Origin of the sequence: Clostridium sp. AF50-3 (genome assembly GCF_003477445.1) — a bacterium.
In the GTDB taxonomy this organism is placed as follows: domain Bacteria; phylum Bacillota; class Clostridia; order Lachnospirales; family Lachnospiraceae; genus Otoolea; species Otoolea fessa.
This window is the reverse complement of sequence record NZ_QUDH01000025.1, coordinates 24,945-39,257: the sequence shown is the minus strand read 5'-3', so window position 1 is coordinate 39,257 and position 14,313 is coordinate 24,945. Positions and strand designations below refer to the sequence as shown.

Genomic DNA, 14,313 nt, shown 5'->3' with positions numbered 1-14,313 from the left:
TTACCACGTCAATTTTCTGCTCATATGCTTTACTCAATCGAAATTCCTCTCTGCGAGAATCCAAAATCCGTATCACAGAAATCTGCTCATCGAATCCTTTCCGTAAGTATCGCTCCTCGAATCGTTTAGCACTTCTGCAACGAATGACACGTTCTTCCAACATTTCTTCTCTGTTGAAAATCAGAAGATCATTATCAACCTGTATGTCGATAATAGCTTCTTCGGCAGAGCCTTCACATATACACGCCTTGTATTTTGCTAATTCCATTCTGCCGCCTCCTTATTTGATTGAAGCAGCCAGGCTTTTCTTCAAGCGCATATACGCTTCATATGCTGGCGTTGTTCCCTCAAGGAAGCCGCTCTGGTAAGCATCACTCTTTTTAATATCATTACGTTTCAATATATAGCTCAGATTTTCTGCTGTAATGCCATTACGGTTTCTAACGATACAAATTCCGTCATTTCGGTCATATTCGTCCAGCAGTTCCGGATAATGCGTAGTGAAAATAAGCGTTCCGCCATTTTTGTTCAGTCGGCTGTCCATAAAGAAGCGCACTAAGGTCGTTACAATTTCCTTGTTGAAATGATTCTCTATTTCATCTACCAGAAGATAACCACCTGAATGAAGAACTTCCTTTACCATCGAGAATGTAATAATACCCTTAATCGTACCAGAGGACAGATACTGCTCAAGGTCTGCCGCATTATTCAGGATAATCTCTTCTTCATCCTTAAACTTCAAGTGGATAAATGTTTTTCCCTCTGCCTGCTCAAAACACAATTTCTCAATGGTCGGATCGAGAAGCGCAATTACCTCCAATGGAATATCTTCGGTAAATGGAAGCACATTCACATTCGTATAGGAAAGCAGGCTGAATATTTCCACTGTATCATTCGCTTTTTTATTATGTGCAATGACAAAGCTGACATCATCAGAAAGGTATGCTTCATCGCTATTGCGCTGCTCTACAGGCTTCATTCCTGTAAAATCTGTCAGATACTTTTTCGACTTAACGGTTGCAATCGGTTTTTCCCAAAGGCTTTCAGACAGAATCGAATACACATATTCCCCTGTTTTCGACTTCTTTGCCGCAATTACAGTTTCCAAGCAGCAGATGTAGCTACGCTTATCATAAAAATATGTGCGGATTGTAACATTCTTCGCTCCGCCAAGAATGCTTTTTGCCTCCACATGATTGATGGGCTCATTTTTCACAATATTTAAGGCCAAGCTAATGACCTTTAATACCGAGGTCTTGCCAGATGCGTTAATTCCAATGAAAGCACAGGCAGAGTGGAGATAGTAATTATCCGTCAAACGGTAAAGACTATCTTTGTCCTCTTCGCAAACACGTTGCTGCGTATAAAAGCAAATATCCAAGTCTTTTTTGAATAATGGGAGTCCTTGTGCGGTGATGCGGAGTATTTTCATAGGTAGTCCTCCTCTAAAAACAGTTTTTTTGTTTTTATTTTCTTATAATCTTATTATACGCCGCAAATCAGAAAATATCAACGGATTTTCCGTTTTTATTTTCTGATTTGTTTTTGACACTAAAAAGTATCCGTTCAATATGGCAAGCCCTGTGATTGCTGACCCGTTCCAACGCATGAAATACATGGAGCGTCATGGAAGCGGCCTACGCAAAATCGTCAGGGAAACCGAAAAGCCGCCTGGATATACAGCGGCATATAATCCGAAAATTTTCTCAACGGCAACAGATTTCAGAGTCATCTTGAAAAATGTAAATTACCAACTTAGTCAGAAAAACTTAGTCAATGACCAAGTTAGTGAGCAAGATAAATCGCCGGACATCCCACACACAGTTTTGAATCTTTGTATCCACCTTATTGCCCACGGCAGTGAGGGTGCTCAAATCACTCATGCTCACTCTATCATGGGTACAGCCAATGATAAGTCCTATGACGCAACCCATGATAACTTAGAGGATGACACCCATCAAGGTATCCACCAAGATAGCCACCATGATTCTACGCCGTCAGCAGTTATATTGCGCCTAATGCTTTTTAGATTTTCTTCGCAATCGTAGACAGCTCCGAAATAATACTAAGAAGATCATTTTTGACTTCCTCTTTGCTTGGCTCGCTGCCCATAAGAAGATAATCCGTGCTGACATGGAGGATGCAGGACAGTTCAATCAGCAAGTCAATAGAGCAGCTGCGTTCACCGTTCTCCATGCGGCTGACATGCTGCTTGCTTGCCAGGCCCAGGCGAACCGCCAGTTCCTCCTGCGTAATGCCACGGGAAGTGCGAACATCGTGAAGTCTCTTACCAAACTCTTTTGCGTCAAAATACATACGTTTCTCCTTCCGCACAGCCGGTACAGAACCGGATCGACGGAAGGTCAAAAAAAGAGCCGCATGACGGTGAAGAAAAATCCTGTGCCGATAAAACAGAACATGGGTATCCCATAATTCTGTCTCATGCGGCATTCGGAAGACTTCGCCTGTCAGCGGCTCCACAGCACAGCTATGACTTATAAAATTGTGTTAATAGGGTTATTTATTGTCATCTCAACCATTCAAAGACGAATAGTAGAGCTGCAATCTCCGTAATCTTCTCATCTCCAAAACATTGAAGACGGTCTCGCGTCCGCAGGCCTTACATTTGGTCTGCACATGTCCTCTGGTATCCTCAAAGACGATGATTGAATTGTGTCGGCAATAAGGGCACCTGACAATCCTGGGCTTTTGCGAAGCAATCGCATCCTTTGCCCGGATGATTTTAATCTGCATTTCCGCAGATGGTTCCGATACTCTGATATTCCTGCTCATGGCCACACCTCCAATGGATCACGATATTCATAATCCTTTTTCCGGTTCAGATAGCCCAGTTGTTCCAAGCGGATAGCAGCTGCCGATCTCGAAACGCCAAAGACACCACAGAAAGTATCTATCTTCACCTGGTCTTTGTTATAAAAACGCCATCCATAACATGTCAGAGGCTTTCTGCTGTTGATGAACCACATCGCCCGATCCACTTCTGACTGGGGCATCAGGATGGCAGCTCCCAGCGAATTGGCCTGCCACTCGTTCCAATCTTCCTGCGTTCTCAGAACGCGGGAACCTTTTTTCCTCACTTCCGGTCTCTTATGGCAGGCTATCTTTCGGTCATCGGCATCCAGCTGAAACAATATCTGGTGAGCGCACTCATGTGCCAGCGTAAATCTGCGTTTTCCGCAGAGTTTCCGTATATTCTCCGGTTCAATGAAGCTCTTGTCCAGAACCACATCATTGGTTTTCAGGAAGATGCTCCTCTGACTTCCATCGACTTCAATCTGATATTCTGTATCCACATACGCGGTCAGACCATAGATGCTTCCGTCCGAGGACAACTTTTGAAATGACACCTTCAGGTTCAGATAATCGGATGCAAACTGATCAATGGGTGTCGGAAGTGCGAATCTTGCCGGATCATCTGCTTCGCTGCCGAAAAAGGACTTTTGAAAATCTCTTATCACTGCAACAGCGATTTCTTCTATGTTTTTCTGCGAAAGGATCATAGGCACGGCTCCTTTGCTTCAACGAACCATTTTTCATCTTCGTTGTACAGGAAACTCTCATGCCCACCGATCATGACCGTATAGCGGATTCCGCAGCCACCTACCTTCGTGGAAGCAGCCCGACACTTATGCTTCAATCGGTCGATCTCATACACCCGTCCGTCAATCCACCGAATCAAGCGCGGGCGGATATTTCCCTCGGCATCCACATCCAAATTCACAGGTACATATACTTTTCTACACTTCTGTTCCGACATATTCTACGCTCCTCCTCTGTAAACCGGCGAATGTGTTGACTTCTTTTAGCAAAGAACTCACCAGATTCTACCGGTGCTGTATTAACCAATCATTCCTGTCGGCATAACCAAATCCACCTTTCGCTCTGTCGGCATCTTGCTTTTCTGAAAAAGTACCCCATTTTTAATCGCATCTTTCCCGAATCGGAATCGAATCTGCTCAATCGCTGCGTCCAACCGTTCCTGGCGATCCAGTGATTTCACATCGGTGAATAGGTCGTATTGTATCGGACAATCCTCTTCAAACAGGTTGATTGCCCGAACTGTCACTGAACGAATCGGGTGTTCCCACTGATAGTTTTTTGCAAATAATGCAAATGCAGTTTTCGCCAGATAAGTAGGGCTTTGTGTCGGAATACTAATCCGGCACTGCCACTCTTTCGTGTAAAGCTCGTTGTTACGGATGGAAATCGCTATTCCGCCGGCTTTCTTCTTATGTGTTCGCAGCTTGGTTCCGATCTCCTGCACCAGTTCCAGCATGACACACCAGACTTCGGCGTTATTCTCCAAATCCTGCATGGTCGTTATCCCATGCCCAATGCTCTTTACTGGGGAGACATAATCGGAACGCATAACCGGCGAATCATCCAGTCCATTGGCATATTTCTTAATCGCCAGTCCATTCTTTCCAAGGCGGCACTTCAAGAAATCATCCGATGTTGCAGCAAGCTCTCCAATGGTATGAATCCCATAACCGGACAGAACCTTCTCGGTCGCTCTGCCGACTCCAAGCAAGTCAGAGGCGGGAAGACACCAAATCTTCTCCCGGAACGAATCTGCTTCGATGCAGGTAATCGCATCCGGCTTTTTCATATCCGACCCAAGCTTGGCAAAAATCTTGTTGAAACTCACTCCTGCGGAAATCGTAAGTCCCAATTCAAACTTAACCGTTCTGCGAATCTCATCTGCAATTTCAAATCCGGTTCCCATGCAGCCGCTTCCGGTCACATCCAGCCAGCATTCGTCCATCCCATACGGCTCGATCTGATCGGTATAGCGACTGTATATTTCACGAGCCAGCTTTGAAAACTTCATATATTGCTCATAGTGCGGCTCCACGATCACAAGATCCTGGCACTTCTGCTTTGCCTGCCAGATTGCCTCCCCCGTGGAAACACCAAACGCCTTTGCTGCATAGTTCTTCGCAAGTACGATACCATGCCGTTCCTCCACAGAACCGCACACTGCCACCGGCTTGTTCTTCAGTTCCGGGTTCAGCATACACTCGACAGAGGCATAGAAATTATTCATATCACAATGAAGAATCACTCTTTGCATCCCGTATTCCTCCTCTCCGTTCGTGAAAGCACGAACAACTTTTCACGAACGCATTGACACACAGCATTTCTTGTGATACTATAATTACACGAATTGTATTTCGTGTTTTCATCGTCATTATAGCAAGCACAGTTTTTCGTGTCAATAGGTTTTTATGAAAAAGTGTTCGTGTTCGTCATCAAAAAAGAAAGAGGTATTCCTATGGTCTTCAAAGAAAGGTTGAAAGAAAAAAGAACAGAAGCCAATTTAACTCAGGTAGAACTTGCAGAGAAGGCCGGTGTAACCGCCCGCACAATTCAGAATTATGAGCTTGGCAGCCGCAAACCATCCAATATGGTCACGATCCAGAAGATTGCAGATGCGCTGAATACTACTACCGAGTACCTGCTGGGAAGCAGCGGCACCTATGTCGTAGAAGCTCATGAAAAAGGTGGCGCAAAAGCAGCCAAAGATATTGAAGAACTGGTCAGCGAAGTGACCGGTATGTTCGCTGGCGGCGAATTAAGCGAAGATGCCATCGAAGGAGCTTATAAAGCTCTGACCGATGCCTACTGGATTGCCAAAGAGAACAATAAAAAATACGCCCCGAAAACGAGGCGTAAAAAATCCGATCAGTGATATTTATCGTACACACTTTTCGCTATACTGTAAACTGGAGGTGGTATGATGAATGCGGAACAGCTTTCACGGGTCGGTGAGAAACTGGTAAAACGCTACGGTTCCAGAGACCCTTTTGAAATTGCAAGGCAGCTTGGTATCAATGTTATGCTTTGCGAAAATTTTGGTTCCCTGAAGGGAATGTACCGGGTGATTAAGCGAAATCGCTTTATTTTCCTGAATAACAGTCTGGATGAAAACATGCTGCGCATCGTGTGCGCACATGAATTAGGGCATGATCAGCTTCACCGGAATATGGCGAAAACCACCCCGATTCATGAGTTCATGCTCTACGACATGAAATCCAAACCGGAATATGAAGCGAACATCGTAGCAGCGGAGATCTTGATGGACAGCAACGAAGTCCTTCGTTACATCTATGAGTATGGATACACAGCCGAGCAGATCGCCAGCGCGATGTCCACTGACATCAATCTGGTTGCGCTGAAGGTAGCACACCTGGCCACACTTGGCTATAATCTGCACGCACTGGAACATAAAAGCAACTTTTTGAAATAACGTATCTTCGAGGAGCCTTGACCGGCTCCTCTTTTTTGTTGCAAATTGTGCAGATGCCGTCTGCACAATTATCAGCCTAACATCTGCATGTGATAGAGCTTCACTTTTTCCTCGAACGGCAGTCCCGGATCAATGCCGACTTCTTCCCACATCACACCATACGGTGCGCCGCCATCTGTATATCCGGCGATAAAGGCAAAACGACCATCGCAGTCCTCATACAGTTCTCCCAGCCGTTCCCGTTCTTTCGCTTCCCGCTCCATTCTCCGCTGCCGAAGCCGCTGTTCTTCAGCCTGTTTAATCTGGTCAAGCTGCTCTTGTGTATAATTGACTCCAAGCTCCTGCAAATCTTTAGCGGCAGTCACAGCATCCACATGAAAGCGTTCCCGGTAATGCTTGTTCATCTTTTTCGGTGAGCCGGTATAGGTGAGCAGCCACTGCTTGCCTTTTCGGAGGCGAGCTTCCTTTCGCTCAGCCTTCGTCAGTTTCTTTTTCTTTGCCATTTGCGAAATCTCCCGGATTTTTTGCTGATGACTTTGGTTTGCGCTTCTTCGGTGCCGTCAGCTCATAGCTCAAAGAAAGCAGGTCTTTGATGGCATCATCCAGTTCTGGTTTGCCAAGCTGAATACTAAGCCATTTTTCCTTATTCATGTGATAGGCTGGAAAATAGCCGTCTTGCCCACGAAGAGAGCCTATCAGCAGCGGATCACTTTTCACATTAAGGACATCAATGATGCCTGCTTCCGGCAGTCCCAACTTATCAGCAGATACTTCCAGAACTACACCATACCATTTGTTATTGTCGTTGTGCCGCAGCACCGCATTCCAGTCATGCCAGGGGTATTCCGGCTCTGTGCCGTACTGCTGGCGTATCCATGTAAATAATTCTTGGCGTGTCATTCCACATTGCAAGCGAAGTCAATCTATGTTGCACTTCCCACTGCATCCTCCATTTCCACAGAATTCGCAGCCATGTGTATGCCCATGTCCATAATACCATCGCCCATAGCGATAACCATAGTGGGGAGGACAATGAGCACAATCTCCCGTGCATTTGCCTGTATTTTTAGGCTTAGGACTGCCAGCCAGAGCCATTCCCATTAGTATACTGCTGAACAGTCCCGGCTTCTTCGGTTGTGCCTCTTTAAGCGAAATTTCCTCGTCAGGCTCATCTGGATCAGCATACGGAATGCCACTGCGCTTTGAAATCTTCCTAATCAGAGACTCGTCCACACCATAATCACATAACTCATTCAGCCCATTTTCTGTGAAAATCGCATCTGTCGAGTTGACCAACTGATAGATGGATTCCTCATCTGGCAGATTAGGAAGCAGTGTCAGAACATCCTCCTCTGTAAAGTGCGTTGGTTTGGAAGTAATCTTATCAATCAACTCAAACACCGGTTCCGGATCAGGAAGACAGCTCAGCAGCGTATCCAGCTGTTCCCCCGTATAAGCATCCACAGCTGTCTGAATCAACTTTTCCAGTGCTTCTTCATCTTCGATTTGCCCGCTATCTGCAATCTCCGCAACTTCCGCGGCTCGAAACCGGACTCCCGCTGCTAATGCTCTGCGAAGAATGCTGGTCGCTGTGCGCGTATCCACATACTGAATGCAGTCACATATTTCCTCAGATGGACTTCCATCCGGTCCGAAGTCCTTGATAGAGGCCAGACGGCTATACTGAGTACTTTCCTGCCATCCGTCATATCGCTCATAATATTCAGCCCAGGTCACTTAGCCGCACCTCCTCCACACTGCATCGCCATCAAAAATCATCTAATGCAGCATCTATTTCTTCCAGCCGATCAATCCAGCCCAGGTCGGATTTCTTCTTGGTTGCTGGTCTTTTCTTATCACCGCCAACCACTTCAAACCGTTTCTCTTCTGTCCCGAACAAACCTTTTACCTGAATTCTGAAATCCGGCTTGTTGTTTGCTGGGGTTAGATAGCGATACTTTTTACATCTACCATGTTACGGCGGTCATGGTTGACAACTTGCGTCGGCTCCTGCTCGGTATCAACCTGTCCGACAAAGCTGTAATGGATTTCGATTTTCCGGGTGTTGGTTTCCCGGTCTAATTCATGTATCAAAATACGGTCGATAAACTCATGGACGTTTTCATAGGTCAATTCCTGTATGTCGCTGTATTTCCCGACAATCTGAATAAACCTTGATATATCCCTTTTTCGCTCGGTAACGGTTGCGATCTGCTGTTGTAACTCGTCTATCCTTGCGGCAAGGGATTTCTTTTCGTCCTCGTAGCCGGAAGTTAGAAACACAAACCGTTCATCTGTCAGTCTGCCTAATGCGTTGTCCTCGTACAGCTTGCGGAAAAGCGTGTCAAGTTCGGTCATACGCGCCTGTGCTTTGGAAAGTTCCTTTTGCTGCTGCGCTAATGCCTTTCTCGCTTCCATGTCGCCGTACTCGGTAGCTTTACAGATAAAGTCCTGTTCGTGTTCCTTAACATACTGCAAAACCCGCCGCATATCTTCCAGCACTAAATCAAGAAGTACGTTTTTGCGGATATAATGAGAGGTACACTCGCTGCCTGTCCTTGCCCTGTTGCGCCATGCGCCGCAAGAATAGGAAAACCTGCGCGGCTCGATATTTACGCCCTGTTGGTAATACATCTTATGTCCGCAACCAGCGCAAAACAGCAAGCCGGAAAAAATATCAATCTCCGCTGCTTTTGTCGGGCGGTGGCGGGTAGCAATCCGCTTTTGCGCAAGTTCAAAGGTTTCCTCGTCAACAAGCGGCTCATGGGTGTTTGGGAAGAAATAGCGTTGTTCTTCTTCGTTCTTCCGGGTCTTTTTCGACTTGTAGGATACCTTGTGAGTTTTCGCGGTTATGGTATGCCCTAAATATTCCTGCCTTGCTAATATGTCATAGAGCGTTTTGTCCGGCCAAGTATAGGGGGCGATCATTGCCCGCTGATACCGCGCCTGTCCTGTGCGCTGATAGCGCAACGCTCCAATCGTCAAGACTTTGTTTTCCGCAAGCCATTTTTGGATTTCGCACATACGCACGCCGCTAACAAACATAGCGAAAACCTGTTTGACAATCGGCGCGGTTTCCGGGTCGGGTATAAGGTGGTGGCGGTTGTTCGGGTCTGGGATATAGCCGTATGGATATTCCCCGTTGACACGCTCGCCTTTTTGCGCCTGTGCCTGTTTAACTGCACGGATTTTCTTGCTTGTATCGCGGGCGTAAAACTCGTTAAACCAGTTCCGCAAGGGGGTAAACTCGTTATCCTCCCGCGCTGTGTCAACTCCGTCGTTAATCGCGATATAGCGCACTCCGTTTTCGGGAAATACAATCTCTATGAGTTCGCCCGTTTTCAGATAGTTTCTGCCAAGACGGGAGAGGTCTTTGGTAATAACCGTCGCCACTCGTCCGGCTTCCACTTCCTGCAACATCGCTTGCAGCCCCTCGCGCTCAAAACTCACGCCGGAAAATCCGTCGTCCACAAAAAACTTTGTGTTCAAAAAATGGTGTTCGTCCGCATAGCGTTGAAGTATCATTTTTTGGTGCTGTATGCTTCCGCTTTCTCCGGCCTGCATATCCTCTTGACTTAAACGGCAGTAAAGGGCGGTGATTTTATTCGACTGTAACATTAGTCCTCCTTTCCGACAGCCGAATAAACAGGTATAATGTGTTGCTATCATTATACCATATCCCGCCGCCTAATGCACTACTCGGACGCTAAAAAGCCCGGATTTCCGGGCTTTTTCTGCAAATCCTTTACAATGAGTTTTTCAATCTTTTTATGGATTGTATCGGTTGCCTTTTCACTCGGCAACGCTTGAACAAGATAGGTGATTTTCCCTATTTTGCGTTCGGTTGTAATTGTCTGTTTTTTATCCATTAGAAAAACCTCCTTTTCCTGTATGGATAAACTATATTCGTCAAAAGGCAAAACGGGCGGTTGTTAGCTGCAACCTCACGGGAGTTTCACCCCGGCCCATGCTTATGGGTGCGCCGCGCAATACTTTGAGGGTGTTCAACGCGGGAGTATCATTGTGCCGCCTTGTATGTCGTCGCCCACAAGCTGCTAAACTTGTTTTACGGCGCGGTAGTTCTCGCTCGACTTTTCCCCAACGGGGAAAAGCGGTCATGGCGTACCCGCCGCCCGGCTCGGTACAGACGGAATGTACCCGTTGCCTGTTATGCTGCGCACCAAAGGCCGCTTTCTTTGTCAAGGAACAATAGGCTTTGTCGGCCTGTAACAGTACACCGTTTCCGATGTGCTGTTACGGAACGACAAATAGCCCATAACGGGAAGCGTGGAAAGGGGACACGCTCCCCGCATGGGCTAAAAGATTATCCTACATGAAAAGCAAGGGTGCGGGTAATAAGGCGCACTTGCAGCCTGTTACGCATTTCCTCGTCCACATAGGAATAGGTATTGCCCGCGTCGTCTTTCAGCGTGCGGGTACAAAGTTTCGCTATGTAACCCTCGTAATGCTTCAAGATCGCGCACATGGCGGTTGTGTCGCCGTTTGCCGCTGCGGAAATGACAGGGAACGGCAACAGATTTTCAGATTTCCTAACGGTATTCATCATCTGCTTTTCCCTCCAAATACTGTTTGATTTTCGCAAGCGCGGATTTCCTGTGCCGGAAAACCGTCGTGCGTACAACATTCAGCAGTTCAGCAATTTCCGCGTCGCTCATGTCCAAGAAGTAGGACAAAAGGATAATGTCGCGTTTCCTTTCGGGCAAAGCGTTAAGGGCTTCGGCAAGCAGTTCATTTTTGACGAGTACATCAAAGCCGGACACTTGAAAACGGAAATAATCGCTTTTGTATTCGTCCGTTGTGAAAAGCTGCGCGAGTTCGCTTTCGCTCAAATCCGAAAAAGGTACTTCGCGTGCTGCGCGTTTCGCAAGAGTGCGGCGGTGGCTTTTCGCTTCGCCAACCAAAGTTTTCTTTGCTAATGCGTCGTACTGATGTTGTATTCTTTCCTTGTCGGAAGAAGATAGCTCCATAGAGTTCACCTCCTTCCCGCGTGGAGTAGAGGACGGGAGTTAAGGGCTTGTCCTCTCTGCCCCTTTCGCTCCGTACCCGTTCGGGAGATGGCTCTTGAGTGCGTTTTTCAGAAAAAAGTTGAAAAAAGCAAAATGCGCCCGTCCGCAAGACGCGGACGAGCGCAAAGGAAATGTAAGAAGTATTTAGATGTATTGACAGTTCATACTCATAGCCGGAATATCCCGCTTGCGGAGCATAGCTTTTTTTGACCGCAAAGCATTAGGCGGGTTACAGTAAATAAAAATGGACACGGCGATACCTCCCCGATACCGCCGTATCCTTAAAAAAGGGCGACTTTAATACACTACCCGCAATCCATTCTATAATAGGGAACAGCGGCTTTTGCGCAATATTAAATAAAAAAGCCGATAACACATAGGTTTTTTGACCTAATGCGTTATCGGCTCTGCGTCTATGCGTCTGGCACTTTTAATCATTTTTTTTTGAATTTATTATATGTGTTAGCTAACTGTCCACAAGCCGCGTTAATCTCTCTGCCATGAGAAACTCTCATAGTAACTTCAAGTCCTGCTTGCTCTAATTGATGTTTGAATGCAACTATTTCCCGTTTCTGTGGTGCTTTAATTCTTGAATTGCTTGTTGGGTTGTATTGTAACACGTTAATCATAACTTTTTTGCCCCGAAACCATTTTGCAAGTTGTCTTACATCTGAGGGCCGGTCATTTATACCCGGTAAAAGCAAATACGCAAAGACAATTTTGCGATTATGCCTTTCAGAATAGGATAAGGCTTGCTTAACAACATCTTCAATAGCATATATGCGCATGTGAGGAATAATACGATTTCTTGCAGATTGTGTTGCTGCGTGTAAAGATATTGTCAACTGAATTTTAAGATGTTCCTCGCGCAATTTTTTTAATTGATCGACCGGACCAACTGTTGATATGGTAATGCCGTCGGTTGGAAAGTTGAGCCCATATCTATCTCGGAGAATATGGATTGCTTTTATCAAGTTGTCATAATTGAATAAAGGCTCTCCCATACCCATAAAAACGATACGGTTTACTTTTCGACGCAACAATATAATCTGTTGTACGATTTCTGACGATGTTAGATTACGAACAAAGCCATTTCGCCCGGACTCACAAAAAATACAACCAACAGGACAACCGACTTGTGTGCTCACGCAAACAGTTCCACCATCTCGCCGCTTGATAAAAACCGTTTCAATGTATTTGTTGTCTTTCAGTTCGTAAACATACTTTTCAGTATCACTGCTTTTGCAAATATTTTTTACCAACATTGATAGATTTTTTTTGCGTGGTAATTGCTTATATAATTCTTCATATAAGGCTTTTGCTTCATTCTCGCCAATAACTTCCGACATTTCTTTGTAAGTAAATCCGTATGGATCATTCCGTACTTCCGCAGGCGTATATTTAGGTAAACGTTTCATTTTTATATCCTTTCTATTACAATAAATTTGGACAGGAAAGCCGGGCAGCCAGTCCGGCTTTCATCCGTCTCATGCCTAAGCTACAATAAGAGGAGCAACCGGCTGACCTCTCCTTTCTTGGGCTTTCGTGTCCGTTCAGAAGACTGTCAGCCGTCCTCTTATTGTAGCGTTCGATTTAAGCAGGTTGAGCCTACCGCAATGCCGGGGAGTTCGTGTCACCCAATAGATTGAATCGGCAATGAGTAAAAGATGGGTTCCGGTTGCGCGATTTTGTACTGGAGGTAGATACATGAACTCTGTTGGCATTGATGTTTCCAAAGGCAAAAGCATGATCGCCGTCATGCGCCCCTTTGGAGAAGTGGCGGTCTCTCCCTTTGAAGTTCGTCACACGGACAGCGAACTGTGCGAGCTGGCAAAGCTGCTTAGAAGCCTGCCCGGTGAGACCCGTGTCGTTATGGAAGCCACGGGTAATTACCATCTGCCGGTAGCCTGGTTACTAAATGACTCCGGCTTTTACGTTTCAGTAGTCAATGCAATGTTGGTGCATGGCTACGGGAACAACAGTTTGCGGCGAGCCAAGACCGACAAGAAGGATGCCATCAAGTTGGCAAACTACGGTCTCGATCACTGGCTTGCCTTACCGAGGTACGTTCCGGAAGAAGATACCCGATTGATGCTGAAAAACTGCTACAGGCAGTACCAGCAGTATTCCAAGGTACAAACCATGCTGAAGAACAACCTAATTTCTTTGCTGGATACTGCTTTCCCTGACGCAAATCGCCTGTTTTCAAGCCCTCCACGCGCTGACGGCAGCGAGAAGTGGGTGGACTTTGTAGCCACATTCTGGCACTGTGAGTGCGTTTGCGGCAGCTCTGAGAAAGTCTTTGTTGCCAAATATCAGAAGTGGTGTAAGAAACTCGGTTACAATTTCAGCGAGGATAAGGCGCTGGATATCTACGCTTCCGCCTGCGGCCATTTTGGTGTCATGCCAAAGACAGACACCACTAAGCTTTTGGTGGAACAGGCTGTCTCTCTGCTCCGGGTAACCTCAACGGCATTGGCCTCTCTCAAGCAGGAAATGCAGTCACTGGCAGCTTCGCTTCCGGAGTATCCGGTGGTAATGAAGATATTTGGCGTTGGCCCGGCACTCGGTCCACAGCTCATGGCAGAAATCGGAGACGTTCGCCGCTTTCATTCCAAGAAAGCCTTGGTGGCATTTGCGGGTATTGACGCCCCTCCGTACCAGTCTGGGCAGATGGATGTTTACAGCAGAAGCATCTCTAAGCGTGGTTCGTCCTCGCTGCGCAGAACGTTATTTCTCGTAATGGGGATTTACTTGCAGAACGCTCCGCCAGATGAACCCATATACCAATTCATGGACAGAAAGCGTTCCGAAGGAAAGCCTTACAAGGTTTACATGATGGCCTCGGCGAACAAATTCCTCCGCATTTACTACGCAACTGTTAAAGCTTATTTGGACGCCTTAGACGAGGCATAATGCCGTTTCATCATCTACGGACAGCCACCATCTGAAATTTCAGATGCAAAGTGGCTTGTTTGGGTGCGCCATTTTTGTGCTGCTTAAATTTTTGAATTT

18 protein-coding genes and 2 pseudogenes are annotated in these 14,313 nt (G+C 46.3%); 4 read left to right on the top strand and 16 right to left on the bottom strand.

Annotated elements, in window-relative coordinates; translation table 11 throughout:
* Together DW085_RS17900 and DW085_RS17895 are read right to left on the bottom strand one after the other, a co-directional pair.
* Nucleotides 1-268 (bottom strand): annotated as a pseudogene (locus DW085_RS17900) (hypothetical protein); the annotation flags it as partial.
* Nucleotides 269-280: 12 nt separating this feature from the next.
* The gene (locus DW085_RS17895; RefSeq protein ID WP_117964034.1) at nt 281-1,432 is read right to left on the bottom strand and encodes an AAA family ATPase; all 1,152 of its coding nucleotides are present in this window, start codon (nt 1,430-1,432) and stop codon (nt 281-283) included.
* Nucleotides 1,433-1,577: 145 nt separating this feature from the next.
* Between DW085_RS17895 and DW085_RS20730 the strand changes: the two are divergent.
* Nucleotides 1,578-1,751 (top strand): annotated as a pseudogene (locus DW085_RS20730) (ATP-binding protein); the annotation flags it as partial.
* A 274-nt stretch (nt 1,752-2,025) separates the two neighbouring features.
* Here the strand turns inward: DW085_RS20730 and DW085_RS17885 are convergent.
* The 5 genes from DW085_RS17885 to DW085_RS17865 form a co-directional block, all read right to left on the bottom strand.
* Nucleotides 2,026-2,316, bottom strand: a complete 291-nt coding sequence (locus DW085_RS17885) for a helix-turn-helix transcriptional regulator (RefSeq protein WP_002576367.1) — start codon at nt 2,314-2,316, stop codon at nt 2,026-2,028.
* Between the two features lie 216 nt (nt 2,317-2,532).
* Entirely contained in the window at nt 2,533-2,793 is a 261-nt protein-coding gene (locus DW085_RS17880) for a hypothetical protein (protein ID WP_008396552.1), read from the bottom strand.
* Complete coding sequence (locus tag DW085_RS17875; RefSeq protein WP_117964036.1) at nt 2,790-3,521, bottom strand: ImmA/IrrE family metallo-endopeptidase; 732 nt, start codon at nt 3,519-3,521, stop codon at nt 2,790-2,792. Before DW085_RS17875 ends, DW085_RS17880 begins: the two co-directional genes overlap by 4 nt.
* Nucleotides 3,518-3,778, bottom strand: a complete 261-nt coding sequence (locus DW085_RS17870; protein ID WP_013274265.1) for a hypothetical protein — start codon at nt 3,776-3,778, stop codon at nt 3,518-3,520. Before DW085_RS17870 ends, DW085_RS17875 begins: the two co-directional genes overlap by 4 nt.
* An 81-nt stretch (nt 3,779-3,859) precedes the next feature.
* On the bottom strand, nt 3,860-5,095 hold the full coding sequence (locus DW085_RS17865; protein ID WP_117964037.1) for a DNA polymerase IV: 1,236 nt from the start codon (nt 5,093-5,095) through the stop codon (nt 3,860-3,862).
* A gap of 201 nt (nt 5,096-5,296) precedes the next feature.
* On the opposite strand from DW085_RS17865, the gene DW085_RS17860 reads away from it, so the two are divergent.
* Together DW085_RS17860 and DW085_RS17855 are read left to right on the top strand one after the other, a co-directional pair.
* Nucleotides 5,297-5,713, top strand: coding sequence for a helix-turn-helix transcriptional regulator (locus DW085_RS17860; RefSeq protein ID WP_002576372.1), 417 nt, complete (start codon nt 5,297-5,299; stop codon nt 5,711-5,713).
* A gap of 48 nt (nt 5,714-5,761) precedes the next feature.
* Nucleotides 5,762-6,271, top strand: coding sequence for an ImmA/IrrE family metallo-endopeptidase (locus tag DW085_RS17855; RefSeq protein ID WP_117964038.1), 510 nt, complete (start codon nt 5,762-5,764; stop codon nt 6,269-6,271).
* Between the two features lie 71 nt (nt 6,272-6,342).
* Here the strand turns inward: DW085_RS17855 and DW085_RS17850 are convergent, their stop codons facing one another.
* The 9 genes from DW085_RS17850 to rlmN form a co-directional block, all read right to left on the bottom strand.
* Nucleotides 6,343-6,774 carry a hypothetical protein gene (locus DW085_RS17850; RefSeq protein ID WP_117964039.1) on the bottom strand — a complete coding sequence of 144 codons (432 nt, stop codon included), beginning with the start codon at nt 6,772-6,774 and terminating at the stop codon, nt 6,343-6,345.
* Nucleotides 6,743-7,171: an MmcQ/YjbR family DNA-binding protein gene (locus DW085_RS17845; protein WP_117964040.1), complete on the bottom strand. Its 429-nt coding sequence runs from the start codon at nt 7,169-7,171 to the stop codon at nt 6,743-6,745. The genes DW085_RS17850 and DW085_RS17845 overlap by 32 nt, the downstream gene beginning before the upstream one ends.
* 18 nt (nt 7,172-7,189) lie before the next feature.
* Nucleotides 7,190-8,008 carry a hypothetical protein gene (locus DW085_RS17840; RefSeq protein ID WP_117964041.1) on the bottom strand — a complete coding sequence of 273 codons (819 nt, stop codon included), beginning with the start codon at nt 8,006-8,008 and terminating at the stop codon, nt 7,190-7,192.
* 31 nt (nt 8,009-8,039) lie between these two features.
* Nucleotides 8,040-8,171 (bottom strand): hypothetical protein, encoded by a 132-nt coding sequence (locus DW085_RS20285; RefSeq protein ID WP_271938547.1) that lies wholly within the window; start codon nt 8,169-8,171, stop codon nt 8,040-8,042.
* A 44-nt stretch (nt 8,172-8,215) separates the two neighbouring features.
* Complete coding sequence (locus DW085_RS17830; RefSeq protein WP_069989194.1) at nt 8,216-9,889, bottom strand: recombinase family protein; 1,674 nt, start codon at nt 9,887-9,889, stop codon at nt 8,216-8,218.
* A 77-nt stretch (nt 9,890-9,966) separates the two neighbouring features.
* Nucleotides 9,967-10,140, bottom strand: a complete 174-nt coding sequence (locus DW085_RS17825) for a transposon-encoded TnpW family protein (protein WP_002604472.1) — start codon at nt 10,138-10,140, stop codon at nt 9,967-9,969.
* 455 nt (nt 10,141-10,595) lie between these two features.
* The gene (locus DW085_RS17815) at nt 10,596-10,838 is read right to left on the bottom strand and encodes a helix-turn-helix domain-containing protein (protein WP_002604473.1); all 243 of its coding nucleotides are present in this window, start codon (nt 10,836-10,838) and stop codon (nt 10,596-10,598) included.
* Nucleotides 10,822-11,259 (bottom strand): sigma-70 family RNA polymerase sigma factor, encoded by a 438-nt coding sequence (locus DW085_RS17810; protein WP_003502131.1) that lies wholly within the window; start codon nt 11,257-11,259, stop codon nt 10,822-10,824. Before DW085_RS17810 ends, DW085_RS17815 begins: the two co-directional genes overlap by 17 nt.
* A gap of 473 nt (nt 11,260-11,732) precedes the next feature.
* Entirely contained in the window at nt 11,733-12,716 is a 984-nt protein-coding gene (gene rlmN, locus DW085_RS17805; RefSeq protein ID WP_002584956.1) for a 23S rRNA (adenine(2503)-C(2))-methyltransferase RlmN, read from the bottom strand.
* Nucleotides 12,717-13,005: 289 nt separating this feature from the next.
* Between rlmN and DW085_RS17800 the strand changes: the two genes are divergently transcribed.
* Nucleotides 13,006-14,214, top strand: coding sequence for an IS110 family transposase (locus tag DW085_RS17800; protein WP_117964060.1), 1,209 nt, complete (start codon nt 13,006-13,008; stop codon nt 14,212-14,214).
* Nucleotides 14,215-14,313 lie beyond the last annotated feature (99 nt).